Origin of the sequence: Nocardia sp. NPDC059236 (assembly GCF_042754085.1) — a bacterium.
Taxonomy (GTDB): domain Bacteria; phylum Actinomycetota; class Actinomycetes; order Mycobacteriales; family Mycobacteriaceae; genus Nocardia.
The window spans coordinates 419,475-446,254 of sequence record NZ_JBHZAF010000002.1 but is presented as its reverse complement, the minus strand read 5'-3'; the positions used below and the strand labels follow the sequence as shown (position 1 = coordinate 446,254).

The following is a 26,780-nucleotide window of genomic DNA, read 5'->3' as shown; positions in this document are numbered from 1 at the left end:
GAAGTCCTGCAGGATGTAGCTGAAGATCAGGCTGCTGCCCGCGGATGCGGATGGCGGAGATGTTCGACGATTACGGGCCGCAGCGGCTCGCGGTGCTGGTCGATTACTTCGCCCGGGCCGCCACTGCACTGCGGGAGACCGCACAGTGGCTGCAGCGGACCTGAGAGGGTGTGGCGAACGGCACATCCGTTTCGGAAAAATCGTCCGAAAGTTGGATCGGGTGGGCCGCAAAGTTCGAATCGCGCGAACGTTGCTGGGGCGTATGGTCGGAGTCTGAGTTAGGGTAGCCAAAGTGGGGTGCCCCCGAGTTGACCACGAGGAGCCCGACCATGCTGGAGACCAGCACCCCGTTCTCGACGCTCATTCGCACCGCGACCGAGCAGCAGCACAACGAGGCGGAACACTCCACGTTCATGCGCGACATGCTCGGCGGGCAGCTCGGGGTGGAGGCCTTCTACCGGTACACCGCCCAGCTCTGGTTCGTCTACGCCGCCCTCGAAAAGCACTCCGCCGCACTGGCTTCCGACCCGGTCGCGGGTCCGTTCGTCAAGCCGGAACTGGCGCGGCTGGCCGCGCTGGAGGCCGACCTGGCCCACCTCGGCGGCGCGAACTGGCGCGATGAACTGACCGCGCTGCCCGCCACCGCCGCCTACGCCGCCCGCATCGAGGAGTGCGCGGGCGACTGGTCGGCCGGCTATGTCGTCCACCACTACACCCGCTACCTGGGCGATCTCTCCGGCGGCCAGGTCATTCGCGGTACCGCCGAGAAGCTGTGGAACCTGCCCAAGAAGGGCGACGGCGTGCGGTTCTACGTCTTCGAGGACATCGCCAACCCGGCCGCGTTCAAGCGCGACTACCGCGAGGCCCTCGACCAGCTCCCCCTCGACGGCCCCGAGGTCGATCGCGTACTCGACGAGGCGCGACTGGCGTTCACGATGAACACTGACCTGTTCCGTGAGCTGGGTGCGGAATTCAGCGCGCGGAACTGAAACTCGCAACCCCGAAGGTCGCCGACCCCCGTTGATCGACAGGGGCGGCGGCCTTCGTCATTTCCGCGGGGCGTCGTTGACCCTGTTCGTCGGGGGCAGGGTCGGCGATCTCACCCTTGCGCCGGGCCGCGGTGATGGGTTGCCATGGAGGGCATGAGTTTTCCGCTGCTACTGAGTTTCGTGGGGTTGTGTGTGCTGCTCGCGCTCACACCGGGGCCGGATACCTTTCTGGTACTGCGATTCTCGATGGCCGGATCGCGACCCGGAATCGCGGCCGCGGTGGGCTCGGCGTTCGGCGGGATCGTGTGGGCCACCGTGGTCGCGGCCGGGGTCGCGGCGCTACTGGAACAGTCGGCGACCGCGTATCGCACGCTCAAGGTGATCGGCGGAATCTACCTGGTGTACCTGGGCGTTCGGGCGCTGCTGGCGCATCGGCGCGGGCCGGGCCCGGCGGCCGGCGGGGCGGATGTCGCGGTGGCGCAGGGCGCGCCGGCGTCGCTGCGCTCGGCGTTCGCTGCTGGATTGCTGTCGTGTGTCTTCAATCCGAAGGTGGGATTGTTCTACCTCGCGGTGCTGCCGCAGTTCCTGACCCGGGTGACATTCCTCAACACGCTCACGCTCGGGGCCATCGAATCCAGTGTCGCGGCAATCGAAATGATCCTGCTGGCGGTGGCTGCCGCACGGGCGGTGGAGTTGCTGCGACGGCCGCGCGTCCGGGTGCGGCTGGAGCAGGCGAGCGCGGCGATCCTGGCGGCGCTGGGCATCGGCACGGCGGCCTCGGCCGCGGCTTGAGTCAGTCGGCGATCTCGGCGCGGTGGTATGCGCCGTTGTAATACACCAGCGGGCCGACCGCCGGGGCGTTCTCGGTGTTGTCGTGCACCTGGGTGACCAGGCCGATGACCAGGGTGTGGTCACCGATCGGGAGGAGCTGATGGACCGTGGCGCGTACCCAGATGGGCGTGCCGTGCAGGACGGGCTCGCCGCTGCCGAGCGTCGTCCAGAGGGACCGGTCGGTAAAACGCTCCTCGGCGGTCCGGCTGAACCGCTGGGCCAGGTGCTTCTGATGCTCGCCCAGGAAATGCACCACCAGCGATTCGGCCCGCAGCATGGCCTCGATGCTGGAGGAGGCCTCGGCGATATTGAACGAGATGAGCGGCGGCTGTGCGGAGAGCGAGGCGAACGAGGTGGCGGTGAAGCCCACCGGACCCTGGTCGGACTCGAGCGTGACGATGGTGACCCCGGCCGGATAGTGCCGCATCGCGGCGCGGTACTGCTGCGCGGTAATGCCGCTCAGATCGTCGGGCACGTGTAGCTCGGTGCCGGGCGTCGGGGAATCGCTCACGTCACGAAACTACGTGGTCGAGCGCCCGGTTATTCCACCCTGTAGGAAATTGCCCGGTCCTCGCCGGTAGGTGGTGCTCAGTCCACGTCGATGGCCAGGCCCGCGGTGATCCGGACCAATTCCCCGAAGGTGGTGCGGAACAGCGTGTTCGGATGCCCGCCCGCGGCCCACAACTCCTGATACTGCGACAACGCCGTGTCGACGAAGGTCGGCAGATTGGTCGGGTGCCCGAGTGGGGCGACACCCCCGATGGGCTGCCCGGTCACCTCGCGGACCATGGCCGCGGGCGCCCGGGAGAGCGTGCCCTCGAGGCGCTCCCCGGTGCGGCTCAGATGCACCTGGTGCGCGCCGGACACCAGCAGCAGCACCGGATCGTCGTCGAGCAGGAAGACCAGGGATTTGGTGATCGCCCCGACGGTCACGCCGAGCGCGTCGGCGGCTTCCTGTGCGGTGTGGGTGGGACTGGGCTGGGTGATGATCACCCCGTGATGGCCGCGCGCGATCAAGGTGTCGGAGACCTTCGAAGCGACCGGTGGCAGGGACCTGCGCATGGCAACCAGGGTAGAGCGATTGCGGTGGATGTGCCGGGGATCAGTAGTCGGGATAGCCCTCCTCCGGGCCCAGCAGCTCGGTGAGGCGGTCGCGCACGATCGGGGCCAGCTCCTCGACGGTGCGCTGCGAAACCCACTGGTGCGCACAGGAATCGAAGACTCGTTCCAGGTCGATCGCGGACAGGGCGTGCAGCTCCGCCGCGGCGGCCGTCTGGAGTGCGGCATGGCCCGGGTACGGGCGGCCGTCGGCGATCTTCTGGGCCCAGGTGACATTGCAGCAGCACTCGTAGAGGGCATGAATCGCGCGGCGGCGGGGCAGCGTATTGAAGCGGTCGAGGCCGATTCCGTGATGCATCAACATCCAGACCTCACACACGGGATGGGCGAGTTGTGCGGACCCGCTAATCGTCCGCCGGAAAGCGGTTCGAAAATACTGGGACGCAGCAGATTTAGCACAGGATTAACACCGGCCCGACACGCCCCCGGCACCCCCGATACGCTGGACCGATGACCGAATGGAAGGCTTTCGAGGTCGAAAGCAAGGACCACATCGCCCAGGTGACGCTCACCGGTCCCGGCAAGGGCAATGCCATGGGCCCCGACTTCTGGCGCGAACTGCCGCTGATCTTCGGCGAACTCGACGCCGACCCGGACATCCGCGCCATCGTGCTCACCGGATCCGGCACGCACTTCTCCTACGGCCTGGACCTGCCGGCGATGAGCCCGCTGTTCGGGCCGCTGCTGGCCGACCGGGCGCTCGCCGGGCCGCGCACCGACTTCCTCAAGCACGTGCGCAGCATGCAGGACTCGGTCACCGCGGTCGCCGATTGCGTCAAGCCGGTCATCGCGGCGATCTCCGGCTGGTGCATCGGCGGCGGACTGGACCTCATCGCCGCCGCGGACGTCCGCCTGGCCAGCGCCGACGCCAAGTTCAGCCTGCGTGAGGCCAAGGTGGCCATCGTCGCCGACATCGGCTCGCTGCACCGGCTGCCGGGCATCATCGGCGAGGGACACGTGCGTGAACTCGCCTACACCGGCAAGGACATCGACGCGGCCCGCGCCGAGAAGATCGGCCTGATCAACGACGTGTACGCCGACCAGCAGGCCGTGCTGGACGCCGCCCACGCCATGGCGCGCGAGATCGCCGCCAACCCGCCGCTGGTGGTGCAGGGCATCAAGGACGTCCTCGACCAGCCCAAGCGCGGCAGGATCGCCGACGGGCTGCGCTACGTGTCGGCCTGGAACTCGGCGTTCCTGCCGTCCGAGGACCTCACCGAGGCCATCCAGGCGGTCTTCGAGAAGCGCCCCCCGGAGTTCAAGGGGAAGTGACCCCAGGGGGTTCCGGCCTCGTAAAAGGACCCCATGCCTCCGGTTCCCGGCCTATCGTTTTGGGCGGGGGACCGGAGGTTTGACCATGGCTACATCCGAGGTGGGCGAGTCGACCGGTGCGGGCGGCTTCACTCATCGCGAAATACTGGTGATCCTCAGCGGGCTACTGCTGGGCATCCTGCTCGCGGCGCTCGATCAGACCATCGTGTCCACCGCGATCCGCACCATCGCCGACGATCTGAACGGGTATTCGCTGCAGGCCTGGGCGACCACCGCGTATCTGATCACCGCGACCCTGGCCACGCCGCTGTACGGCAAGCTCTCGGACATGTACGGGCGCAAGCCCTTCTACCTCGCCTCGATCACCATCTTCGTGACCGGCTCGCTGCTGTGCACCTTCGCACAGTCCATGTACGAGCTGGCCGCCTTCCGGGCGCTGCAGGGGCTGGGCGCGGGCGGGCTCATGTCGCTGGCGCTGACCATCGTGGGCGACATCGTGAGCCCGCGCGAAAGGTCCAGGTACCAAGGGTATTTCCTGGCCGTGTTCGGTACCTCGAGTGTGATCGGGCCGGTGCTGGGCGGGCTGCTCGCGGGACAGCACAGCATTCTCGGGATCGCGGGCTGGCGCTGGGTGTTCCTGGTGAACGTGCCCATCGGCCTGTTCACCCTGGTCGTGGTGACCCGGGTGCTGCGCCTGCCGCCACGCGAGAAATCCCGTGACCGCGTGGACTACTGGGGCGCGCTGGCGCTCATCATCGCCATGAGCCCGCTGCTCATCGTGGCCCAGCAGGGGCGCGAATGGGGCTGGGACAGTGCGCGATCCATCGTCTGCTACCTGATCGGCGCGCTCGGGGTGATCACCTTCATCCTGGTGGAAGCCGCGCTGGGAGAGGCCGCGCTCGTCCCGCTGCGCATCTTCGCCAACCGCACCTTCGCGCTCGGCGTGGTCATCTCGTTCGTGGTGGGCGCGGGCATGTTCGGCGGAATCCTGCTGCTGCCACAGTATTTGCAAGCCGATCGGGGTGCGAGCCCGATGCTGGGCGGGCTGCAGATGATCCCCATGGTGCTGGGCATGATGATCGGCTCGGTGGTGTCGGGGCAATTGATCTCACGCACCGGGCACTACCGCGTCTACACGCTGCTGGGCTCGGCCATGATCACCATCGGGCTGTTCCTGCTGCACTACCTGAAGGCAGATACGGCGTTCTGGATCGTGGTGCTGTTCATGCTGTGCGTGGGCTTCGGGCTGGGCAATCTCATGCAGCCGCTCATCGTGGCGCTGCAGAATGCGTTGCCGCCCAAGGACATGGGCGTATCCACGGCTGCCGCCACCTTCTTCCGGCAGATCGGCGGCACGCTCGGCGCCGCGGTGTTCCTGTCGATCCTGTTCGATCGGCTCGGACCCAATATCCGCGCGCAGCTGCTGGAGGCGGGCAAGGACCGCACGTTCCAGGATGCCGTCGCCGCCGGGGCGCACGACGGGAATCCCGCGGATATGGCGCTGTCGCAAGGATTTCTGAAGCACGACACCTCGGCGGCGCAGGGGGTGTTGAACGACAGTTCGGTGATCCAGAAGCTCGATCCCGTGCTCGCACACCCGTTCAAGGTGGGATTCGCGGAATCGCTGTCGACGGTCTTCCTGACCACGTCCGCCGTCACCCTGCTGGCGTTCGTGCTGGTGGTGTTCTGGAAGGAAGTCCCGCTGCGCACGACCGCCGGGCTCGCGGCCGCTGCCGAGTAGGACGGGGGATTCGGGAAAACGAAAGGGGCGGCGCGGAATCCGCGCCGCCCCTCGTCAGCGGGAGCTCAGTGGCCGCCCTGCTCCTTCAGGCGAGCGTAGGCCTCGTCGACCAGCTTCTCGGCCTTTGCACGGCCCTCCCAGCCCTCGACCTTGACCCACTTGCCGGGCTCCAGGTCCTTGTAGTGCTCGAAGAAGTGCGCGATCTCCTTGCGCTGGAACTCCGGGATGTCCTCGACGTCCTGGATGTGAGCCCAGCGCTTGTCGCCGGCGGGCACCGCCACCAGCTTCTCGTCGATGCCGGCCTCGTCGCTCATGATCAGCACGCCGACGGGACGGGCCTCGACCAGCACACCCGGGAACACCGACTCGGGCAGCAGCACCATGCAATCCAGCGGATCGCCGTCGCCGCCGAGGGTGTTCTCGATGTAGCCGTAGTCGGCCGGGTACATCATCGGCGTGTACAGGTAGCGGTCCAGCCGAACGCGTCCGGTCTCGTGATCGACCTCGTACTTGTTGCGCTGACCCCGGGGGATCTCGATGGTGACGTCGAACTCCACGTCATCTCCTTTTCGGTGGGCGGTATGGCTGCCGACTCGCCAGCTCGTTCAAGGGAACGACTGCGCAACGAGGATAGTGTGGACCGCGGTAGAGCCATCAGCCCCACCACAGGTATCAGGGAGACAGCGGCAGGTGTTTGGTCGGAACAAGCAGAACATCGGTGGTCTGGAGGCCAAGCGGCGGCGCAGAACCTGGATCGTGGTGTCGTTGGTGCTGGTCGTCGTCGTGGCGGCGGCCGGGGCGGTGGCGGTGATCCTGAAGCCGTGGACGGAGGAATTCCGGCACGGGGGGTTGACGATCGCCGATCCGCCCGCGCCCGTGAAGCCGATTCCGCAGGTCGCGCCCGCCCCGGTGACCGCGCCCGCCGCCTCCGCGAACGGGCTGGCCGCCGCGCTCGGACCGGTGGTCGGCAATCCGGACCTCGGGATCTTCGCCGCCTCGGTCTCCGACGGGGACACCGGCAAGGTGCTGTGGACCATGGACCCGGACAAGGGCATGATCCCGTCCTCCACCGCCAAGATCCTCACCACCGCGGCCGGACTGCTCGCCCTGACCGACGATCACCGGATCACCACGAAGGTGGTGACCGGCTCGGCTCCCGGCGAGATCGTGCTGGTCGGCGGCGGCGACCCGACCATCACCGCGCAGCCGGACGGCAAGGGCTACTACCCGGACGCGCCCCGACTGCAGGACCTGGTCGCCCAGATCAAGAACGCCGGGCAGCGGGTGGACTCCATTGTGGTCGACACCTCCGCGTACGCGGGCCCGAACTTCGCGCCCGGCTGGGACAACGCCGATATCGCGGGCGGCTCCATCGCACCGCTCGACCCGGTCATGATCGACGGCGGCCGCCTCGACCCGCTGGTCGAATATTCGCCCCGCACACCCACTCCCGCCCTCGACGCGGGCCGGAAGCTGGCCACCGAACTGGGCGTCGATCCCGCCAAGGTGAAGCTGGGCACCGCCCCGGCGAGCGCGAACCAGCTGGCCGCCGTGCAGTCCGCGCCGCTGCGGGAACGCATGCTGCAGGCCATGGTGCACTCCGACAATGTGCTCGCCGAGGCCATCGGCCGTGAGGTCGCGGTGGCGAGCGGGCAGGAAGCCTCCTTCATGGGCGCGGTGACCGCCATGACGACCGTGCTGCAGGCCGCCGGATTCGATCTGACCGGCCTGAAAATGGCCGACAACAGCGGGCTTTCGACCGACGACCACATTCCCCCGCGCCTGCTCAACCGGGTGCTGACCGTGGCCGCGTTGCCCAACGGTACTGTCCCGCAAGGCAATTCGACCGTCGACCCGGCCGCGACCAGCACCGACGGTTCCCCGCTCGCGCCGCTGCTGGACTTCCTGCCGGTGGCCGGCGGCACCGGCTCCCTGGCGACCCGCTACGTCGACCGGGATCGCGACGGGGCGGGGTGGATCCGGGCCAAAACCGGAACTCTGTCCGTCTCGAGTGCGTTGGTGGGTTATGTGCTGGACCGCGACGGACGGGTCCTGACGTTCGCCTTGATGTCGAACGATCGGCCGCCGGAGGCGAGCCGACCCGCGCTGGATGCCGTCGCCAACGCACTGCGCAACTGTGGCTGCTCCTGACGGGTGGATGAACATGACCGGATCCGAAAACCCTGTGGCCCCGGCTCGCACCCGGACCAACCTGACCGGTGTCGTGGACTGGAACGTGGCCGCCCGCACCGGCGCCGCGCTGGTGCCCGCCGGGCCGCGGACATCCCGGTACTCGGCCGAACACGCGGTCGCCGAACTCGCCGCCGCCTCGGTGCGCGCCGAGGGCCCGGTCCGCGAGGTCAGCGGTCTCGACGACGGGTCGGTGGTACCGGATGCGCTGATCGTGGACCGGCCCGGCTGGATCCACGCCGCCGCCGAATCCATGGCCCAGCTCACCGGCAGCGGCGTGGAACCCGGTGAGAAGGGCAAACTCGTCGGCAAACCGGCCGGACTGCAGGCCGGGGCCATGCTGGCGTTTCTGTCGACGGCCATCCTCGGCCAGTACGACCCGTTCACCGGGCCCGACGGCACGCTGCTGCTGGTCGCGCCCAACATCATGGCGGTGGAACGCGCACTCGGCGTGCCGCCCAGCGACTTCCGGCTCTGGGTGTGCCTGCACGAGGTCACCCACCGGGTCCAATTCTCTTCCGCCCCTTGGATCGCCGGCTACATGCGCCGCAATGTCGAGGTGCTCGGTGAGGCGGGCGACGAACCCCTCGCCGACATGCTGGCCCGGCTCGTCGACGCCGTGAAGGAGCGCCGCCGCGGCGGCGACGACCCGGCCGGCGGCGTCATCGGGCTGCTGCGCGCCACCCAGGCCGCGCCGCAGCGTGAAGCCCTCGACCGCCTGCTCATGCTCGGCACGCTGCTGGAGGGCCACGCGGACCACGTGATGGACGCCGTCGGACCCGCCGTGGTGCCCTCGGTCGCCCGCATCCGTGCCGCCTTCGATCAGCGCCGCAAGCGCCCCGCCAACCCCATCCAGCGGCTGCTGCGGGCACTGCTCGGCATGGACGCCAAGGTCGCCCAGTACGTGCGCGGCAAGGCCTTCGTCGACGAGGTCGTCGACACCGTCGGCATGGCACGGTTCAACACCATCTGGACCGACCCCGAAACCCTGCCCCGCACAGACGAAATCGGCGAACCGCAGCGCTGGGTCGCCCGCGTCCTCGGCTGAGCCGTTGCCGCCGCACCGTGCCCCGAGGCCCGCGTGCGACGATCAGGGCGTGAACGATCGGCCCCGGCTGCCCGAGACGCCTGCCGCACTGGAGATGCGGCGCGCCGTGCGGGAATGGCTGGGACGGTACGCGCCCGACGGTGTGGTCGCCGTGGCCCTCTCGGGTGGGGCGGATTCGGTCGCGCTGACGGCCGCCGCCTGTGCGGAGGCGGACGTGGTGGACGCCCTGACGGTGGACCACGGTTTGCAGGCGGGGTCGGCGGAGGTGGCCGCCGCGGCGGCCGCGCTGGCGTCGAAGCTGGGCTGCCGGTCGGCGCGGGTACTGACCGTGACGGTCGAGCGTGCCGGGACGGGCCCCGACATCGCCGATCGCGACCGCCCCGCGGGCCTCGGCGACCGCGCGGGCAAGGCCCGGTACCCGGGTGGTCCGGAAGCGGCGGCCCGGCGCGCCCGGTACGCGGCGCTGGACCAGGCGCGGCAGGGATTGCCGGTGTTGCTCGGGCACACGCTGGACGATCAGGCCGAGACGGTGCTGCTCGGGCTCGGGCGCGGGTCGGGGGCGCGGTCCATCCGCGGGATGCCGGAATTCGATGCGCCGTGGGGGCGGCCACTGCTGGGGGTGCGGCGGAGCGTGGCCCGCGAACTGTGCGCGGATCTGGGAATCACGCCCTGGGAGGACCCGCACAACAGCGCGCCGGAATTCACCCGGGTACGCCTGCGACACGAGGTGCTGCCATTGCTCGAGGACGTGCTCGGCGGTGGCGTGGCCGCCGCGCTCGCGCGCACGGCAGCGCACCTGCGGGAGGACGGGGAGGTGCTGGACGCGCTCGCCGGAGAGTTGCTGGCAGCCGCCCGGGACGGTGACGGGCTGCGAATCGAGATGCTCGCCACTGCCGCGCCCGCGGTCCGCCGCCGCGTCATTCGCGAATGGTTGCTCGAGCGTGGCGCAAAATCATTGACGGACAGCAATTTACGGGCGGTCGAGGCGCTGGTCACGCGGTGGCGGGGGCAGGGCGGGGTCGCGGTGGGCGGTTCGCCCAGTGGGACGAGGTTGGTTGCCGCGCGTGAACATGGCAGGCTCATACTCGGTTCGGAGTGAACCCGGATTCGGGTCGACATCACTGAAGGGAAACCAGCGGACGTGTACGGGGACGACATCGCGTCGGTGCTGATCAGCGAGGAACAGATCGCCGACAAGGTCGAGGAACTGGCCGAACTGGTCGCCAAGCGCTATCCCGCCGATGCCCCCGAGGGCGACCTGCTGCTGGTGGGCGTGCTCAAGGGCGCCATCTTCTTCATGACCGACCTGGCCAAGAAGCTCACCGTGCCGACGCAGATGGAGTTCATGGCCGTCTCGTCCTACGGGTCCTCCACCTCGTCCTCGGGCGTGGTGCGCATCATGAAGGACCTGGACAAGGACATCGCCGGGCGCAATGTGCTGATCGTCGAGGACATCATCGACTCCGGCCTGACGCTGTCGTGGCTGCTGCGCAACCTGTCCAGCCGCAACCCGGCCTCGCTCGAGGTGGTGACCCTGCTGCGCAAGCCCGACGCGCTGCGCACCCAGGTTGACGTGATGGCCGTGGGCTTCGACATCCCGAACGAGTTCGTGGTGGGCTACGGCCTCGACTACGCAGAGCGCTACCGTGATCTGCCGTACATCGGCACCCTGGACCCGAAGGTCTACGGCGGGGAGTAACAACTCTCGAGGATCGAAACGAAGGCCGCTACCGGTTACCGGGAGCGGCCTTCTGCGTTGATGTGACGAAACTCACTCGATGGGCTGGTTTGGGGCGTGGGCCGGGGGGAGTGGTCGTTGCTGGATGTCAGCGCCCGGGTCGAGCGGGAATCCGGCATGGGCCGGGTTTATGTGTAACTGCTGGTCAAGTGTCCGCTAGGGGGTGGGTGGGTGGGCGTCGGTGAATGGCCAGGAATTCGCGGGTCCGGTTAACAGAATGTTTCAGGGGAGTCCTATGCTGTCTGTAACAAACCTGACGGCTGTTTTCTGATCCAGTTGCAAACTTTTGGGTCAGATACGGCTGGAAAATCAAGACCGATTCTGATAGCAAGGGGCTATGGACCCGCATTTGCGCGACCTGCGGTATTTCGTCGCCGTCGCTGAGGAACTGCATTTCACCAACGCCGCTCAACGGCTGCACATCGCACAACCCACCCTGTCACGACAGATCCGTCAGCTGGAGCGCCAGCTCGACGTCGTGCTGTTCGACCGCAACCAGCGCAGCGTGGCCCTGACCGTCGCCGGCAAGGAACTCCTCGAAGGCGCGCGGAAGATTCTGGAACTGTGGGAAGTCACCAATGTCGCCCTGCAGGAGGCCGGTGAGGTGCTGCGCGTCGGCATCCAGTCCTCCATCGGCCGCGGCCTGATCACCGACCTGGAGAGCGCCAGCGGCCACCGGCTCGCCCTGCACTCCGCGTCCTGGACCGACCCGTCCAGCGGGCTGGCCGGCCGTCAGGCCGACCTCGCGCTCATGTGGCTGCCGGTGCCCGACACCAGCCGCTACCGCTGGCAGGTGCTGCGCACCGAACCGCGCTGGGTGCTGCTGCCCGAGAACCACGCCCTGGCCGGCCAGGAGCAGATCGACTTCGCCGACCTGATCGACGAGCCCTTCATCGCCATGCCCGCCGAAGCCGGTGCGGCACGGGACTTCTGGCTCGGTGCGGACGCCCGCGGCGGCCGCCAGGCCAAGATCGGCGCGGAAGCGGCCACCGCCGAGGAGCGTCTCGAGGCGGTCAGCCTCGGCCTGGGCGTGTGCCTGCTGGCCGAGAACAATGTTCCCATGTACCGCTGGCCCGGCCTCACCGCCCGCCCGGTCGCCGGCCTGGCCCCCTGCGAACTGGCGGTGGCCTGGCGCGCCGACGACGACCGCCCCACCATCCTCGAGTTCGCCGTCCGCGTCCTCGACGGCGGCTTCGCCGAGAAGGAACCGGTCGCGGCCCAGTAGGCCCCGGCCCGGACCGGTCGAAACGGGCGGCGGCAGAGGGTCGGAGGTTGCCGCGGTCCGTCCGGGAGTACGGGATCGAGACAGAAGAACAGCGCCGCGTCACCGAGTGACGCGGCGCTGTGCTGTATCCGGGCGTGCTGTGCTGTATCCGGGCGCGCTGTGCCGGGGTGTGCTCAGGGAGCGACGCGCTGCCAGGGGTGGGCGGCCTCGATCTGCGCGGCCAGCCGGAGGATGGTCGACTCGCTGCCGGGCGGGCCCGCGATCTGCGCCGCGACCGGGGTGCCGGTGCGGGGGTGCAGGCCCATGGGTAGTGACAGCGCGGGCCAGCCGACCAGGTTCCACAGTGGCGTGAACGGCGAGAACTTCGTGTTCGTAAGGACATTCGCCAGCCAGGGGCGGGAATGCCAGCGGCGGGCGCGCGGGGCAGGGGTCGCGAGGGTGGGCGTGATGACCACGTCGTAGCGCTCGAAATAGTCGAGCAGCCGGGCCTCCACACGATCGACCTGCGACGGGCGCAGCAGTCCGGACTTCAGCACCGCCCTGCCGAGGGCGACGTGCACCCGGGTGCGGCGCTGCAGGAGATCCGGATGCTGGACGGTCGCGGCCTCGCGGGCAGCATTGCCGAGCCAGCGCAGCAGCAGCGCGAAAGTCGAGCCCTGGTACGGGAGTTCGGCGACGCCGATGATGTGGCCCGCCCGGGAGGCGGCCGCGGCGGCCTTGTCGGCGGCGGCGGTCCAGGCCAGGTCGATATGGCCGAGTGGTGTCGGAGCCCCGGTGGCCAGGCCGATGCGCAGCGTCGAGGGCGTCTCCAGATCGGCCAGGTCGGGGCGGTCCGCGAGCACCGAGAGCATGAGCGCGGTATCCGCGACCGTTGTTGCGAGGACCCCGTTCTCGGTCATCCCGCCCCACGAGTCCAGCCCCACCTCGGCGGGCACCAGACCGCGGCCGGGCTTGAGGCCGACCACGCCGCAGCAGGCGGCCGGAATGCGGACCGAGCCGAGCCCGTCATTGCCGTGCGCGATCGGGACCATGCCGGAGCCGACCGCCGCGCCGGAACCGCCCGACGAGCCGCCCGCGGAGTAGCGGGTGTTCCACGGGCTGCGGGTGATGCTGCCCGGGCCGTCAGTGACACCCCAGAGCCCGAATTCGGGCACCGTGGTGAGGCCCACGACGACCGCGCCCGCGGCCCGCAGCCGGCGCACGACCGGGTGGTCGCCGGTCGCGGGGGTATCGGGACCGGCCAGCGAGCCGCCCCGGGTGACCTCGCCGGCGACGTCGATATTGTTCTTCACCGCGATCGGCACGCCGGCCAGCGGCAGCATGTCCAGATCCGGTCGTTCGGCCACCGTGCGGGCCTCGGCGCGGGCCGCTTCCTCGCGAACGAGACTGAAGGCGTTCAATTTCCGATCGCGGGCGCGAATCCGGTCCAGCGCCGCGCCGACCGCGTCCTCGGGGGAGATCGAGCCGTTCTGGACGGCCGCGGCGATGCCGGTGGCCGTGGTCAGGTCCACGGGGGGACGGTCGGATGGGGTGTCGGAATCAGCCGTGATGCGTGCCACCGCTACCTCCTCGGCGGTGCCGGCTGTGGCGATTTCAGCCGCTAGCGCCGTGCCCTCGTCGTGCATGCTGGTCTTCCCCCGTCGCCTCGTGTCGAAATCGGGTGATCCGCTCGTGAGCCGCAAGTTATCATTCCGGCTAGCAGTCGGGGATGATGGTGTGGGGTGTGGCGGTTTCTTTGTCCCAATCTCAGAATCCACGACATCCTCGGATCGACAGTGCGGATCGACGACATCCGTGCCGAGCCAGAGGGGTGCGGACATGGCTTCTGGTTCCGACCACCGTTCCGGCGGTTACTCGGCAAAAACGGAATCGAGTGCGATCGCCGCCTTCACGGCGGCGTGGGACTCCACTGCGGCCCCGCCCCGGATCGCCGACTATCTGCCCGACGCCACCACGCTGCGGCGGGGTGCGCTGATCGAGCTCATCCGGGTGGACATGCGCCACCGCTGGCTGCACCGACCCGCCGGAACCGAGGTCTCCCCGCCCAAACGGCTGCGCGACTACTGCGCCGAATTCCCCGAACTCGCGGACCGGGATCTGCCCGCCGGGCTGGTGTACGAGGAGTTCGTCATCCGCCGGCACAGCGGCGAGCGCGTGGATCCGCGCGACTGCCTGCGCGAATATCCGGATCAGGCGACCGAGCTGCGGGAACTGCTGAATGCCGACGACGACGATCAGAGCACGCGGCGGGCCGGGCTGGACGAATCCACGCGCGGTGACTTCGGGGTCGAACGCTCCGACCGGACACAGCTCGAGCGGACGCAGCTCGAGCCGACCGCCCGGACCGGGCCGACCGTGGACGGCGACACCACCCGGGTACCCGAACCGGGTGAGGTGACGCTGTACGAGGATCCCTCGCAGCTGGTCGGCGCACCGGCCGAGCCCACCCGTGCCACCGGCGGGATCACCACGCCCGAGACCGGGGAACTGCTCGATCGCATCGAAATCGGGCAGCGCATCGATGATTTCGACCTGCTGACCAGTCTTGGTTCCGGGGCGTTCGCCCGGGTCTTCCTGGCCCGGCAGCGCTCCCTGCAGCGGCTGGTGGCGGTGAAGATCTCCGCCGACCACGGCACCGAGCCGCAGACCCTGGCCCAGCTCGACCACGACTACATCGTGCGCGTCTTCGACCAGCGGCTGATGTCGGACCGGCGCACCGAATCCGGGCGCCGCCTGCGTCTGCTGTACATGCAGTTCCTGCCCGGCGGCACCCTGCTCGGCGTGCTGCGCCGGGTGCGGGCCACCTCGCCCGCGCAACGCACCGGACAGCTGCTGCTGGACGCGGTCGACGCGGCCATGGAGGAGAAGGGCGAGATCCGGCCCACCGACTCCAGCGTGCGCGCCGAGCTGGCCGGGCTGTCCTGGCCGGAAACCGTGGCGTGGCTGGGCCGCCGGCTGGCCGAGGCACTGGACTACGCGGACGGGCACGGGGTCCTGCACCGGGACGTGAAGCCCGCGAATGTACTGCTCACCGCCGAGGCGGTACCGAAGCTGGCCGACTTCAACATCAGCTTCAGCCGGAGTATCGACAGCGCCGGCCCGGTCGCGTACTTCGGCGGTTCGCTGTCCTACATGTCCCCGGAACAGCTGGACGCGTGCCATCCCGGCACCGCCATCAGCGCCGGCGACCTGGACACCCGCGCCGATATCTTCTCCCTCGGCGTGGTGCTGTGGGAGCTGCTCACGGGGGCGAAGCCCTTCGACGACACCACCGCCGGGCCCGGCGACCACGGCGACCGCACCACCCTCGATGCCATGCTGGCGCGGCGGCGCGGCGGCGTCGACACCGCCGCCCTCGACCGGGTGCCGCCCGACTGCCCCGCCGCGCTGCGCCGGGTCCTGCTCACCTGCCTGGAGCCGGCCCGCGAACAGCGCTGGAGCAGCGGCGGGGTCCTGGCCACACAGCTCGAGATGTGCCTGGACGAACGTGCCCGCGACCTGGTCGACCCGCCGCCGCACAGCTGGCGGATGCGGTTGCGGCCGTGGATGATTCCGCTGGTCACGCTGGCCATCGTGGTGCCGAACCTGCTGGCGTCGCTGTACAACATCGCGCACAACCGGGCCTTCATCATCAATCACCTGTCCGAGTCGGCCATGCACACCTTCATGCTCACCACGACCACGGTGAACCTGGTGTTCTTCCCGCTCGGGACGGCCGTCATCGCCTATCTGTGCCGGTCCCTGATCTTTGTGCCGCGCGGGGTGCGCCTGGGCCGCGAATACGACCAGGAGACGCTGCGCAGAGCCCGCGCGGACGTGTTGCTGGCCGGGGAGCGCATCTCCCTGGTGGTGTTCTCGCTGTGGGTGATCGCGGGCATCACCTTCCCGACGGTGCTGCGCATGACGGCTCCCGACCTGCCGGCCCGTGGCATGGTGCACTTCCTGGTGTCGCTGGTGGTGTGCGGGGCCATCGCCGTGGCGTATCCGTTCTTCCTGGTGGCTTTCTATCTGGTGCGGTGCATCTATCCGATGTTCCTGCGGCACGGGGACATCAGCGCCGAGGACGCGGTGTGGCTGCACCGGCTGGGCCACCGCTGCACCACCTATCTGGCGGTCGCGGCGTCGGTCCCGTTGCTGGCGGTGGCGGGCGTGACGTTCCTCCCGCCGGACGACATTCCGCAGGTGATCGTCGCGGTGCGGGTGCTCAGTGTCGGCGGGATCGCGGCCTTCGTCCTGATCTATGCCATGTTCCGGGCGCTGGAGGCCGACCTGGCGGCGCTGGAGCGGGTGGTGTCGTCGACCCCCTCGTCGCGGGCGCCCGGAAACGGGGCGGGTACCGAATCGTGAGCGAACTCGCAGCGCAAGCCCTCGCCCGCTTCGCTGCCGACTGGGAATCCACCCTGCGCGGCGACCGCGACGAACCGCCGCCCCTGGCCGGTTACCTGCCCGACGGGCACGAGGTGCGGCTCGCGGTCCTCACCGATCTGGTGCGGGTGGACATGCGGCAGCGCTGGCGGCGCGCCGGAATGGAGAAGCGGCTCGCGGAGTACCGCAGGGAATTCCCGGAGGTGGGGACCAGCCCGGACTTCGCCGACCTGGTCTGCGAGGAGTACGTGGCCCGCAGCCGCTTCCGGCCGGTGGACGTGGACAGCTTCACCTCCGAGTACCCGGAGGCGGCCACCGAGATCCGCCGCCGCTTCACCGGCGACACTCCGCCGCCCCCGCCGCCCGTGCTACCCGAGGGCATCGGAACCGGCCGCCGCCTCGACGATTTCGACCTGCTCACCGATCTCGGCGGCCGCGAACACAGCCGCATGTTCCTGGCCCGGCAGCGGTCCATGCAGCGGCTGGTCGCGGTGCGGGTGGAGGCGGGCGTGGACAGCGACACCGACACCGTCGCGCAACTCGACCACCAGCACATCGTGCGGGTCTTCGACCAGCGCCTGATCGCCGACGGCAGCACCGGAAAACCGTTGCGGCTGTTGTACATGCAGTATCTGCCCGGCGGCACCGTCGATGGCGTGCTGGCCCGGCTCCGGCAGGAATCCGCGACGGCCGGGCGCGACAGCGCCGATGGCGGACTGCTGCTGCGGGCCATCGACGCGGCAATGGAGGCCAAGGGTGAGATCCGGCCGGCCGGGTCCCGGGTGCGGGCGGAGATCGCCGGGCTGAGCTGGCCGGAAACCGTGGCGTGGGTGGGACGGCGGCTGGCGGAGGCGCTCGACTACGGGTTGCGGCAGGGGGTGCTGCATCGCGACATCCGGCCCGGCAATGTGCTCTTCACGGCGGAAGGGGTGCCCAAGCTCGCGGATTTCGCGCTGGGGCCGGTGTACTGGAGTGGGGCGTTCCTCGGGGCGGGCGCGAATGATGCCGGGGCGCTGCGGTATCGGTCGCCGGAGGCGCTGGCCGCGCAGCTGGATCCGGCTGCGCCGCTGCCGGATACCCGCGGCGACATCTACTCGCTCGGACTCGTGCTGTGGGAAATGCTCACCGGCGCACTGCCATTCGACGATGCGGATGCCGGGACCGATGCCGGGGCGGTGCGGGCGATGCTGGCCCAGCGGACGGCGGGCGTGCCCGCGGCGGCCCTGGACACCCTGCCCGCCGACACCCCGGCCGCGCTGCGGCGGGTGCTGCTGGAATGCCTGCGACCCGATCCCGCGCGGCGCTGGCAGACCGGCGGCCAGCTGGCCGGGCAGCTGAACCTGTGCCTCGACCCGCGGGCCCGGGATCTGGTGGATCCGCCGCCGCACACGCTGTGGGCCCGGTTGCGCGGCTGGCCGGTGCCGATCGCGATGCTGTGCGTGGGCCTGCCGAATGCCGTGGCCAGCTGGTACAACGTCCGGATCAACCAGAGTCTCATCGTGAACGAGCTGCCGCTGGTGGACCAGCAGCGGTTCGAGCAGGTGGCGCTGGTGAACAATCTGGTCGCCTTCCCGCTGGCGGCGCTGCTGCTGTTGTGGCTGGCGCGGCGGCCGCTGACCGTCTCCTACCGCTTGGCCCGTGGGCACCGGTACACCCCGGCCCAGCTGGCCCACGCCCGCGCCGACACGTTGCTGATGGGGGAGCGGGCGGTGTGGGTGCCCTTCGCCATGTGGCTGATCGCCGGGGTGGCGTGGCCGCTGGCCCTGTCGGGTACGGGAGCGCGGTTGCCGCACAATGCCTTCGCGCACTTCTTCACCGCGCAGGTGGTGTGTGCGACCATCGCGCTGGCCTATCCGTTCTTCCTGATCATGGTGTACGCGGTGCGGTCGCTGTATCCGCAGCTGCTGGCGCGCGGTTCGGTGGGGCCCGCCGATCGGCGGCAGCTGTCGGCGCTGGCCCGGCGCAGCAACTTCTATCTCGCCGCGGCCGCGTCGGTGCCGCTGCTGGCGGTGGCCAGCGTGACCTTCGTGTCGACCGCCGATCTGTCGCTGGTGATCGTGCCGCTGCGGCTGATCAGTGTCGGCGGCGTGCTGGCGTTCGTGCTGACCTACCGGCTCTCGCGGCTGCTGGAGGAGGACCTGCAGGCGCTGGTGCGCGCCATTCCCGAAGGCGGGCATTGATTCCCCGTAGGCTCGGAGGGGTGGCGATACGTGGCAGTGTCGAAACCTCGTTGGCGGAGTTGGCGGCTCGCGTTCGCCGCCGCGCCGACGGGCATTCCGGTCGGTTTCTGCTCGGTATCGCGGGCCCGCCCGGTGCCGGCAAATCCACCCTCGCCCGCGGCATTCGCGACGAACTGAACCTGGCTGCCGGCGCTTCGATCGCCGAAGTCGCGCCCATGGACGGATTCCACCTCACCAACGCCCAGCTGCGCGCCGCCGGATTCCTCGATCGCAAGGGCGAACCCGACACCTTCGACGCCGACGGCTATGTGGCCCGGCTGCGCACCATTCGCGAGACCGCGCCGGGCACGCCGGTGTCCTGGCCCACCTACGATCGCGAGATCCACGAACCGGTCCCCGGCGGCGTCGTGTTCGATCGCCAAGCCATCGTGGTGACCGAGGGCAACTACCTGCTGCTCGACGACCGCGCCCACCCGGCCTGGGCCGCCGTGCGCCCGCTGCTCGACGAGACCTGGTACCTGGACGTGCCGCGGCCGATCCTCGAACAACGCCTGTTGCGCCGCCACATTCGCGGCGGCCGCACCCCCGAGGCCGCGCGGACCAAGGTGGCGCACAGCGACCTCCGCAATGCCGCCCTCGTCGAATCCACCCGCACCCGTGCCGATCTGGTGCTGCGCAAGGCCGGACGCGGCTACCGCATCGACTGAGCGCGCTATCCAGTCGACCGAATATCGAAGTGCCGCATCCACTCCCGGGTGCCGGGGAAACCGCAGGAGGCCGTCGCCACCGCGGCCGCGCGCCGCAGCGCGACCGGGAAACCCGCGCCGCGCTCGTGAAAATGGCAGAACGCGCCGTGCAGAATGTCGCCCGCCCCGAGGGTGTCCACCGCCGGTGCCGCGGGAACAGGGATCTCGCCGCGTTCGCCGGGCATCGAGTATCGGATCGGGCCACCACCACCGGTGATCGCGACCAGCCGCGGTCCCGCCGCGTGCAGGTGGTCGAACACCTCACCGGCCGAATCACCCTGTACCCCAGGCGGAGTGAAGGCACTCGAGCAGATGGCGATATCGACGACCGGCAGCAGCGCGCCGTGCACCGGACGCCAGCGGCCGGCATCCAGCACCACGGGCACGCCCGCCGCCCGCGCCGCCGTCGCCAGCCGTAGCGCGGGTTCGGGATAGTGGCCGTCCACCAGCAGCACTGTGGCGCTGTCGAGCACCGCGGCCGCGGTCTCGTCGAGGGCTGGATGGATCCGGGATCCGTCCAGCGACACGATGGTCCGGGTGGCCGCCGCGGTGGCGACGATGATCGAGGACACCGGCGGCTGCTGATCGCCGTCGGGCGTGAGGTCCACGGCGGTGACCCCGTGCCGCTGCAGATCACCGCGAATCAGTTCCGCCAGTGGATGTTTGCCCAGCGCGGTCACCAGGGCCGGTGTCGCGCCGGACAGGAAGGCATAGGTCACCGCCGCATTGGCCGCCGGTCCGCCCGCGCCGAGGAACAGGTCGGCGGCCTGGGTCTTGGAGTCCTCGGCGGGATACCGGTCGACGGCATAGGCGAGATCCAGTGTCGACAATCCGGCGAAAACCGCACTCCTGCTACCCATGCCGCCGACCCTACGGTGAGCTACTCGCGCACCCGGTTCTCATAGGCCTTGCGCGCGTCGGAGTCCACATCGTCCAGGAACGCGCTCTGCGCGCCCAGCGCGCGCCCGATGGCATCGCCCACCGACTGCGGCAGCAGACCCACCACCTGCGAGATGATGCCCGCCACCGCCGTGACGCGAACCTTGGAGCGCGGCTCCACGATCAGCTTGGTGATGGCGTCGGCGATCTCCTCCGGCTCGGCCGGGCGCAGCAGCTTGGGCCCCGTAACCCCGGATCCCAGTTCGGTTCTGGTGAGCGTCGGCAGCACCGAGGAGAAGCGCAGCCCGGTGCCCCGGTACTCCTCGCGCAGGGTGTCGGTGAAGCCCAGCACCGCGTGCTTGCTGGCGTTGTAGGTGGCCAGGCCCGGAATGTGGGTCTCGCCGGCGAGCGAGGCGATATTGATGACGTGCCCGCGCCCGCGCGGCAGCATGCGCCCGATGGCCAGCTTGGAGCCGAGGATCACGCCGTACACATTGATGTCGAGAATGCGGCGGGTGATCTGATCCGGTTCGTCCACCACGCGGCCGGTGGGCATGATCCCGGCATTGTTGATGAGCACGTCGATCGGGCCGAGGCGGCGCTCGACCTCGTCGAGGAAGGCGTCGAAGGACTGGTGGTCGGTGACGTCCAGCCGGTCGTAGACGTCGAAACCCCGTGCGGCGCCGGACTCCTTGACGGTGGTCTCGTCGATATCGCCGATGGCGATCCTGGCGCCGAGGGCCTGCAGGGCGGTCGCGGTGGCCAGGCCGATGCCGCGCGCACCGCCGGTGATCACCACGACCTTGCCGGCGATCGTTCCGAAGTCGGTCATCACATCCCCCGCACGGTCTTGATGATGGCGGGCAGGTTGATCCGCCGCAGTCCGCGGGTGCCCGCGGCCCGCATGGCGCCCATGGCGATGGTCAGCTTGGCCGGCGAATACGGGAACCACAGCGGCTCTTTGGTTTGCGTGGGCAGGATCGGCTTGGTGATGGCCTGCTGACGGCAGTACTTGCGCACGCCGTTGGCCCCGCCCCAGCGCGCGCCGGTGCCGGACAGGCCCCAGCCGCCCATGGGCAGCGCGAAGCTGAACATATTGGCGAACACGTCGTTGATGTTCACCGCGCCCGCGTTCAGTTGGCGCGCAACGCGTTCGGCGCGATCCTTGTCGCCGGACCAGACCGAGGCGGACAGGCCGTAGATCGAATCATTGGCCAGGCGAATGGCTTCCGCCTCGTCGGCCACCTTCATGACCGGCAGCGTGGGCCCGAAGGTCTCCTCGGTCATGCAGGTCATGGTGTGGTCCACGTCGGCGAGCACGGTCGGTTCGAAGAGCGTGCCGACGCCGGTGCGCTTGCCGCCGGTGGTGACGCGCGCACCCGCCTCGACGGCCTCCTCGACGTGCCGCTGCACGATCTGCGCCTGGTTCTCGTTGGCGAGTGCGCCCATGTCGTACCGGGGTTGGCGGCCGTCCACGCCCTGGCGGACCTCCTTGACGGCGGCGGTCAGCTTCGCCAGGAACTCGTCGTAGACAGGCGCTTCCACGTACACGCGCTCGACCGAGATGCACACCTGCCCGGCGTTGAACAGCCCGCCGAAGGCGATGCCGTGCGCGGCGCGATCCAGGTCGGCGTCGGCCAGCACGATGGCCGGGTCCTTGCCGCCGAGTTCCAGGCTGTACGGGATCATCCGCTCGGTGCAGGCCGCGGCGATCTTGCGGCCGGTGGCGGTGGAACCGGTGAACTGGATGTAGTCGGCGTTCCCGACCACGGCCGCGCCCGTCTCGCCCGCGCCGGTGACCACCTCGAAAACCGGCGGTGCGCCGATCTCGCGCCAGCCGCGCGCCAGCTCGACCGCCGAAAGCGGTGTCACCTCAGAAGGTTTCAGGATGACCGCAGCGCCCGCGGCCAGCGCCGGGATCACATCGATGACCGGCATGGCCAGCGGGAAGTTCCACGGCGTGATCACACCGACCACCTGGTAGGGCCGGAACACGGTGGTCAGCTGCTTGACCCGGGCCAGCGGGCTGTGCGGCGAAGGGTGTTCGTCGGCAAGGAATTTCGCGGCGCGGCGGGCGTAGTAACCGGTCAGGTCGACCGAGAACGCCGGGTCGATGAGCGAGTCCACCCGGGCCTTGCCGGTCTCGGACTGCAGCACGTCGGCCAGGCGATCGGTGTTGTCCACCAGCCAGTCCTGCAGCTTCAGCAGCCACTCCTTGCGCCCGTCGGGACCCAGGGCCTCCCAGGCGGGCTGCTGCGCGCGCAGGGCGGCGACCTTGGCGGCGACCGTCTCCGCCGAATCGATCGGCACCGTGCCCGCGAGTGCGCCGGTCGCCGGATTGCGGACCTCGAGTTCGGTGGCGGGCGCCGGGGCCGCCTCCGGTTTCGGGGTGGCTCCCGGCTTCGGGGTGTTGACGGCGGTCCCGGCCGGCTTGCGGGTCCCTGTCTTGCGAGCGGTGCCCGCGGCGGGTTCGGTATTGGTCACGATGTGCCTCTCCCCACGTGCGCTACGTTGCGACGGCGAGCTGTGCCCCAGCTCACTGGACTATGATCGTGACACAATTTCGTGAGCCCATGCTTGGCCACTCGGGTCAATTGTTCCGGTCGGTTTTGTGCTCTGAGTACAATCTCGGAGGAGTGCCCGTGGCGACCCCCGCGAACCCGGCGGAGATCCGGCTCTGGATCGCCGATTTCGTCGCGGAAACCCTTCCGGCCGAAACCCTGGAACAGGTCGTCACCCGCCTCGACGACGCCATCATCGCCCGCATCCCGGAGATGCGGGACCGCGATATGCGCCGCGACCTGGCCGCCAGCAGCCGGGCCCACGCGGTCGCCGTGCTCAGCGGCCTCACCCAGGACCTGTTCGAATACCCGGTCCCGCCGGAGGCGCACGCCTTCGCCCGCACCGTCGCCCGCCGCGGCTACGACGTGCGGCTGCTGCTGCGCGTCTACCACCTCGGTCAGGAGGCGGTCATCGACTACATGACCGAGGTGCTCGAGCAGCGGCAACTGCCGCAGGACATCGAAAGATCGGTGCTGCTGAGGCTTTTCGACCGCACCACGCGCTGGGTCAGCACGTCGGTCGAGGCTCTCACCGACACCTATATGGCCGAGCGGGAACGCGGCCTGCGCGCCGCGCTCACCCAGCGCGCCGAGATCGTGCGCGCCCTGCTGGACGGCGCCGAGGTGGATATCGAAACCGCTTCGGGCCGGCTCGGATACCGGCTGTCACAGCGACATCTGGCCTTGGTGCTGTGGACGGACGAGGATGCCGCGCCGCTGCCGTCGGACGGCACCGGCGAGGCCGTCGGCCGGCTCGACCGGATCGTGGCCCGCTACGCGGGCACGCTCGGCAACGGCAGCCTGCTCACCGTGCCCTCGGGTGCGACCGCGCTGTGGGCGTGGATCGGCGTGGACGACGCGCTGCCCGAGCCCGGCGATCCGGTGTGGTCGGTGGACGCGCCCGTGCGGGTGGCGATCGGCGGGCCCGCCGCGCACGCCACCGGCTTCCGGGCGGGCCACCGCGAGGCGGTCGCCGCCCGGCAGGTCGCCGAGCGCGCCCGCCCGGGCCTGCCGCGGGCACTGCACTACTCGGAGGTCGAGGTCGCCTATCTGGCGGGATCCGACGAGACCGCCATGCGGTCGCTCATCGACAGGGAACTGGGCGCACTCGCCGCACCCGACGCGCAGTCGGCGCGACTGCGGGAAACCTTGCATGCCTACCTGCGAGCCCGCCGCAGCCCGGACGCGGCCGCGAAACTGCTCGGCGTGCACAAGAACACGGTGCGATACCGGATTCAGCGCATAGAAGAACTACTCGGTCACTCTCTCGACCAGCGTGGTACGAAACTGGAGGTCGCGCTCGACTGCGTGGCGGTCTACGGCGTGTGAGTCCGCGAGCGTCAGCTCGCTTCCTCCGCGACGGTGTCCCGGGCGGCGCGTCGCCGGGTGGGCGGCTCGCCTTCGGAGGCCCGGCGCTCCGGTAATTCCGCCAGCAATTGCGTGGTGGCCGCGGCAATGGCGGCCACCGCCTTGTCCACCGCGGCCTTGGTGGCCGTCGTCAATCCCGACACCCCACCGACTTTCCGTACGTATTCCTGTGCGGCGGCGTAGATTTCCTGCTCCGTGGCGGCCGGACTCAGCCCGCGGAGGAGGGTGATGTTCCCACTCATGCCCCCAGAGGTTAGCGCCCGATTACCCGCTGTGACAGGGCAAGATTCAGACAATTGCGTGAGTGTGCCGCGCAGCGCCCGCGAGGATGTCGCACAGTGGCCGCCGGAATTCCGAACCGAATGGTTTGCCGATTATTCGCACCCGACGCGGCCGGTGTGGCACACGCGATCGGCGAATAGCGGGCCACTCCAAGATCGATGGGGAACAATCGGGGTATGGCTGCCCGCGACGTGCCCACGCTGACGACTTTTCCGTACCCGGAGCTGGACCAGCGCGAGGACGATCACTGGTCCGGTGCGCAGGTCTCCGACGACGAACTGCGCGCCCTCGCGCTCGGCGGCTTCTACTCCTCCCGCTGGGACGCCTTCCACGACGCCCTGCTGCTCGGCCCCGAACGCGACCATCCCCTCGGCGATCGCCGCGAACTTGCCATCGACACCCTCACCGGCGCCTGGGGCATCACCGACGGCACCGAGGCCATGGCCTCGATGGAACAGCTGCTGGACGGTATGCACGGCCCGCTCTACGCGCTCGTGCATCCACTCGTCACGGCGGCCATCAACTCCCCTGAACGGGATCGCTTCGGTGAGCGCGCCGATCGGCATCGCGCGTTCCTCCGGCAGGTCGGCTCGTTCCGTGGCATGGAGAATCCGGAAGCGCTGGTCCGCGATTACGACATCTGGTCGCAGGCCATCAAACTCGGCCTCACCGACCATCTGGTGCGCCCGCTGCCCACCGACATCCAGGCCTGGGATCTGGCCCGCGTGGTCGCCGTCGCCCGCATGGCCTACACCGCGGGCTACCTCGACGCAGATGTCGCCTGGGATTACCTCATGCGCGCACTGCCCCCGGCCCAGCGGAAATACCGGAACTGGCGGCAATTCGGCGATGCCTATCTCGCCGGGTGGACCTACTGGCAGGCGTGCGAGGACCTCGCGGAACTGAAATCCGGTGGCGTGGACCGGCGGATGGAATTGCTGCGCCTGTGGATGCGCCCCACCAGCCCGTGGCGGCGTATCGCGCTGCAACCGGACGAATAAGTCGGTCGGGTTTGGGGGGCTCGACCCCCAAACCTTCTCACTCGATCCGCCCGATGCTCAATCGGGCAGGGACCGGAGAATTCCGCGTCCGTACCGCTGGAACTGCGCATCGTCGACCATGCCGAGCGAATGCCGCTCGACCAGCAATTCCCATTCGGAGTACAGCTTCGCCACGCCCGGATCCGCCGGCCCGGCGGCGCCGTCGGCCACCTCGCGCTGGATGGCGAAATTCAAAGCGCTCGTTACCCGATCGGTGTCGGCCCGGTCGGTACCGGTGAAATGCCAGGTCAGATTGCCGTCGCTGACCTCGACGCCGTACTCGGCGAGCACGGCGCCCGGTGCCTCGGCGTCGTCGGTGGTGCGCGCCCACAGCAGGGTCGCCACCGGCAGCTCGTGGGCGAAACGCTTGCCCGAGCTCAACGAGACGAAGATCATCCGGGTGGTGGTGATCGCGAGCAGTCCGGTGGCCCGGGGCGCGGGCGCCTGCGCGGTGACGAGGGCGGTCTCCAGCACGTATTCGCCGGGGGTGACATAGCGCTGCAGCGCGGCGACGGCCGCCTTGGCGTCCCGCTTGGGCGCCATCCGGCGCACCGCGCGATCCACGTCCGCGCGGGCGGGCCCGCTGCGTCCCCAGGAGGGCGCGGGCGGGGTGAGGTCGGGGGCGGCCACGTCCAGTCGCTGGGTGGCCAGGATCTGATTATTGATGCGCTCGACGATGACGGTGGCGGCGGGCACATCGTGCTCGGCGATGAGCACCGGCAGCGGGGTCCGGTCGGCGGGGACGCCGGTCAGGACGGGGGTCGGGTAGCACAAATATATTTCGATGACGACGGCGTCATCGGCGCGCCGGTTCAAACGCACCTTGAGCAGGTCGCTTACCGGCACGTCGAGCACGCGCTCGCCGTCGGTTCCAGGCCGCAGCACCGTCAAACGCCCGTTGCCATGACGCACAATCGCTGTGGGTGTCCGTAGCTCGACTATGTCCATACCCCCTGCGCTCTGTTGTGTCGTCACTCACGATGAGACGACCATGCCATGATTGTGACCACTCGGTCCGACACCAGGGGGTGATCGACCCAGTGTGTTGCCGCAGATGGTCGGGGAACCACCCGCGTTCTCCAGCCGTTTACCTGTTGAACTGCACTAGCTGCCGAACTGCGCGATGTAACGACTAGACCGTACGCGGTAACGTGGCATGTCCGCATCCGTTCGCCGGAACGGGCGTGCCACGCAAGCATCGCAGGC

The 26,780-nt window shown here is 69.5% G+C and carries 24 protein-coding genes; 14 read left to right on the top strand and 10 right to left on the bottom strand.

Translation table 11 applies throughout. The annotated features are described in order from the left end of the window. Positions 1–329: 329 nt before the first annotated feature. Both ACFXIV_RS07180 and ACFXIV_RS07175 read left to right on the top strand, forming a co-directional pair. Positions 330–989, top strand: coding sequence for a heme oxygenase (biliverdin-producing) (locus ACFXIV_RS07180; protein ID WP_379393503.1), 660 nt, complete (start codon positions 330–332; stop codon positions 987–989). Between the two features lie 153 nt (positions 990–1,142). Next, on the top strand, positions 1,143–1,781 hold the full coding sequence (locus ACFXIV_RS07175) for a LysE family translocator (protein ID WP_379393505.1): 639 nt from the start codon (positions 1,143–1,145) through the stop codon (positions 1,779–1,781). Between the two features lies 1 nt (position 1,782). Here ACFXIV_RS07175 and ACFXIV_RS07170 read toward each other — a convergent pair whose 3' ends face one another. From ACFXIV_RS07170 to ACFXIV_RS07160, 3 genes are all read right to left on the bottom strand, one after another. Then, positions 1,783–2,331: a flavin reductase family protein gene (locus tag ACFXIV_RS07170; RefSeq protein WP_379393507.1), complete on the bottom strand. Its 549-nt coding sequence runs from the start codon at positions 2,329–2,331 to the stop codon at positions 1,783–1,785. Positions 2,332–2,408: 77 nt separating this feature from the next. After that, a complete protein-coding gene (locus ACFXIV_RS07165) occupies positions 2,409–2,882 on the bottom strand; it encodes a YbaK/EbsC family protein (RefSeq protein ID WP_354831494.1) in 474 nt (157 codons plus the stop codon). 40 nt (positions 2,883–2,922) lie between these two features. After that, positions 2,923–3,237, bottom strand: a complete 315-nt coding sequence (locus tag ACFXIV_RS07160; protein WP_379393509.1) for a 2-oxo-4-hydroxy-4-carboxy-5-ureidoimidazoline decarboxylase — start codon at positions 3,235–3,237, stop codon at positions 2,923–2,925. Between the two features lie 152 nt (positions 3,238–3,389). Between ACFXIV_RS07160 and ACFXIV_RS07155 the strand changes: the two genes are divergently transcribed. Then, entirely contained in the window at positions 3,390–4,211 is an 822-nt protein-coding gene (locus tag ACFXIV_RS07155) for a crotonase/enoyl-CoA hydratase family protein (RefSeq protein ID WP_354831490.1), read from the top strand. An 85-nt stretch (positions 4,212–4,296) separates the two neighbouring features. Next, a complete protein-coding gene (locus tag ACFXIV_RS07150; RefSeq protein ID WP_379393511.1) occupies positions 4,297–5,952 on the top strand; it encodes an MDR family MFS transporter in 1,656 nt (551 codons plus the stop codon). A gap of 65 nt (positions 5,953–6,017) precedes the next feature. Here the strand turns inward: ACFXIV_RS07150 and ppa are convergent, their stop codons facing one another. Continuing rightward, positions 6,018–6,509: an inorganic diphosphatase gene (ppa, locus tag ACFXIV_RS07145; RefSeq protein ID WP_379383333.1), complete on the bottom strand. Its 492-nt coding sequence runs from the start codon at positions 6,507–6,509 to the stop codon at positions 6,018–6,020. Between the two features lie 133 nt (positions 6,510–6,642). Between ppa and dacB the strand changes: the two genes are divergently transcribed. The 5 genes from dacB (at position 6,643) to ACFXIV_RS07120 (ending at position 12,153) form a co-directional block, all read left to right on the top strand. Then, a complete protein-coding gene (dacB, locus tag ACFXIV_RS07140) occupies positions 6,643–8,103 on the top strand; it encodes a D-alanyl-D-alanine carboxypeptidase/D-alanyl-D-alanine-endopeptidase (RefSeq protein WP_379393513.1) in 1,461 nt (486 codons plus the stop codon). A 13-nt stretch (positions 8,104–8,116) separates the two neighbouring features. Continuing rightward, positions 8,117–9,190 carry a zinc-dependent metalloprotease gene (locus tag ACFXIV_RS07135; RefSeq protein ID WP_379393515.1) on the top strand — a complete coding sequence of 358 codons (1,074 nt, stop codon included), beginning with the start codon at positions 8,117–8,119 and terminating at the stop codon, positions 9,188–9,190. Between the two features lie 94 nt (positions 9,191–9,284). After that, the gene (locus ACFXIV_RS07130) at positions 9,285–10,289 is read left to right on the top strand and encodes an ATP-binding protein (protein WP_379393640.1); all 1,005 of its coding nucleotides are present in this window, start codon (positions 9,285–9,287) and stop codon (positions 10,287–10,289) included. 42 nt (positions 10,290–10,331) lie between these two features. Continuing rightward, positions 10,332–10,889: a hypoxanthine phosphoribosyltransferase gene (gene hpt, locus ACFXIV_RS07125; RefSeq protein ID WP_354831477.1), complete on the top strand. Its 558-nt coding sequence runs from the start codon at positions 10,332–10,334 to the stop codon at positions 10,887–10,889. A 376-nt stretch (positions 10,890–11,265) separates the two neighbouring features. Beyond that, positions 11,266–12,153: a LysR family transcriptional regulator gene (locus tag ACFXIV_RS07120; RefSeq protein WP_379393517.1), complete on the top strand. Its 888-nt coding sequence runs from the start codon at positions 11,266–11,268 to the stop codon at positions 12,151–12,153. 173 nt (positions 12,154–12,326) lie between these two features. On the opposite strand, the gene ACFXIV_RS07115 is transcribed toward ACFXIV_RS07120, so the two are convergent. Beyond that, complete coding sequence (locus ACFXIV_RS07115) at positions 12,327–13,712, bottom strand: amidase (RefSeq protein WP_379393518.1); 1,386 nt, start codon at positions 13,710–13,712, stop codon at positions 12,327–12,329. 259 nt (positions 13,713–13,971) lie between these two features. Here ACFXIV_RS07115 and ACFXIV_RS07110 point away from each other — a divergent pair, with 259 nt between their 5' ends. Genes ACFXIV_RS07110 through ACFXIV_RS07100 form a run of 3 tightly spaced genes read left to right on the top strand, consistent with a single transcriptional unit; the run spans position 13,972 to position 19,405 of the window. Continuing rightward, a complete protein-coding gene (locus ACFXIV_RS07110) occupies positions 13,972–16,500 on the top strand; it encodes a serine/threonine-protein kinase (protein ID WP_379393520.1) in 2,529 nt (842 codons plus the stop codon). Beyond that, positions 16,497–18,698, top strand: a complete 2,202-nt coding sequence (locus ACFXIV_RS07105) for a protein kinase (RefSeq protein WP_379393522.1) — start codon at positions 16,497–16,499, stop codon at positions 18,696–18,698. Before ACFXIV_RS07110 ends, ACFXIV_RS07105 begins: the two co-directional genes overlap by 4 nt. A gap of 20 nt (positions 18,699–18,718) precedes the next feature. Next, positions 18,719–19,405 (top strand): nucleoside/nucleotide kinase family protein, encoded by a 687-nt coding sequence (locus ACFXIV_RS07100; RefSeq protein ID WP_379393524.1) that lies wholly within the window; start codon positions 18,719–18,721, stop codon positions 19,403–19,405. A gap of 5 nt (positions 19,406–19,410) precedes the next feature. Here the strand turns inward: ACFXIV_RS07100 and ACFXIV_RS07095 are convergent, their stop codons facing one another. Genes ACFXIV_RS07095 through ACFXIV_RS07085 form a run of 3 tightly spaced genes read right to left on the bottom strand, consistent with a single transcriptional unit; the run spans position 19,411 to position 22,807 of the window. Continuing rightward, positions 19,411–20,304 (bottom strand): PfkB family carbohydrate kinase, encoded by an 894-nt coding sequence (locus ACFXIV_RS07095; protein ID WP_379393526.1) that lies wholly within the window; start codon positions 20,302–20,304, stop codon positions 19,411–19,413. 20 nt (positions 20,305–20,324) lie between these two features. Then, complete coding sequence (locus tag ACFXIV_RS07090; RefSeq protein ID WP_379393528.1) at positions 20,325–21,155, bottom strand: SDR family oxidoreductase; 831 nt, start codon at positions 21,153–21,155, stop codon at positions 20,325–20,327. After that, a complete protein-coding gene (locus ACFXIV_RS07085; RefSeq protein WP_379393530.1) occupies positions 21,155–22,807 on the bottom strand; it encodes an aldehyde dehydrogenase family protein in 1,653 nt (550 codons plus the stop codon). The genes ACFXIV_RS07090 and ACFXIV_RS07085 overlap by 1 nt, the downstream gene beginning before the upstream one ends. A gap of 158 nt (positions 22,808–22,965) precedes the next feature. Between ACFXIV_RS07085 and ACFXIV_RS07080 the strand changes: the two genes are divergently transcribed. Continuing rightward, positions 22,966–24,213, top strand: coding sequence for a PucR family transcriptional regulator (locus ACFXIV_RS07080; protein ID WP_379393531.1), 1,248 nt, complete (start codon positions 22,966–22,968; stop codon positions 24,211–24,213). An 11-nt stretch (positions 24,214–24,224) separates the two neighbouring features. Here ACFXIV_RS07080 and ACFXIV_RS07075 read toward each other — a convergent pair whose 3' ends face one another. Next, positions 24,225–24,494, bottom strand: a complete 270-nt coding sequence (locus ACFXIV_RS07075) for a DUF2277 family protein (protein WP_356998658.1) — start codon at positions 24,492–24,494, stop codon at positions 24,225–24,227. A gap of 216 nt (positions 24,495–24,710) precedes the next feature. Here ACFXIV_RS07075 and ACFXIV_RS07070 point away from each other — a divergent pair, with 216 nt between their 5' ends. Next, positions 24,711–25,535: a DUF1266 domain-containing protein gene (locus tag ACFXIV_RS07070; protein ID WP_379393533.1), complete on the top strand. Its 825-nt coding sequence runs from the start codon at positions 24,711–24,713 to the stop codon at positions 25,533–25,535. A gap of 57 nt (positions 25,536–25,592) precedes the next feature. Here ACFXIV_RS07070 and ACFXIV_RS07065 read toward each other — a convergent pair whose 3' ends face one another. Beyond that, entirely contained in the window at positions 25,593–26,459 is an 867-nt protein-coding gene (locus tag ACFXIV_RS07065) for a hypothetical protein (RefSeq protein ID WP_379393535.1), read from the bottom strand. Between the last annotated feature and the right edge of the window lie 321 nt (positions 26,460–26,780).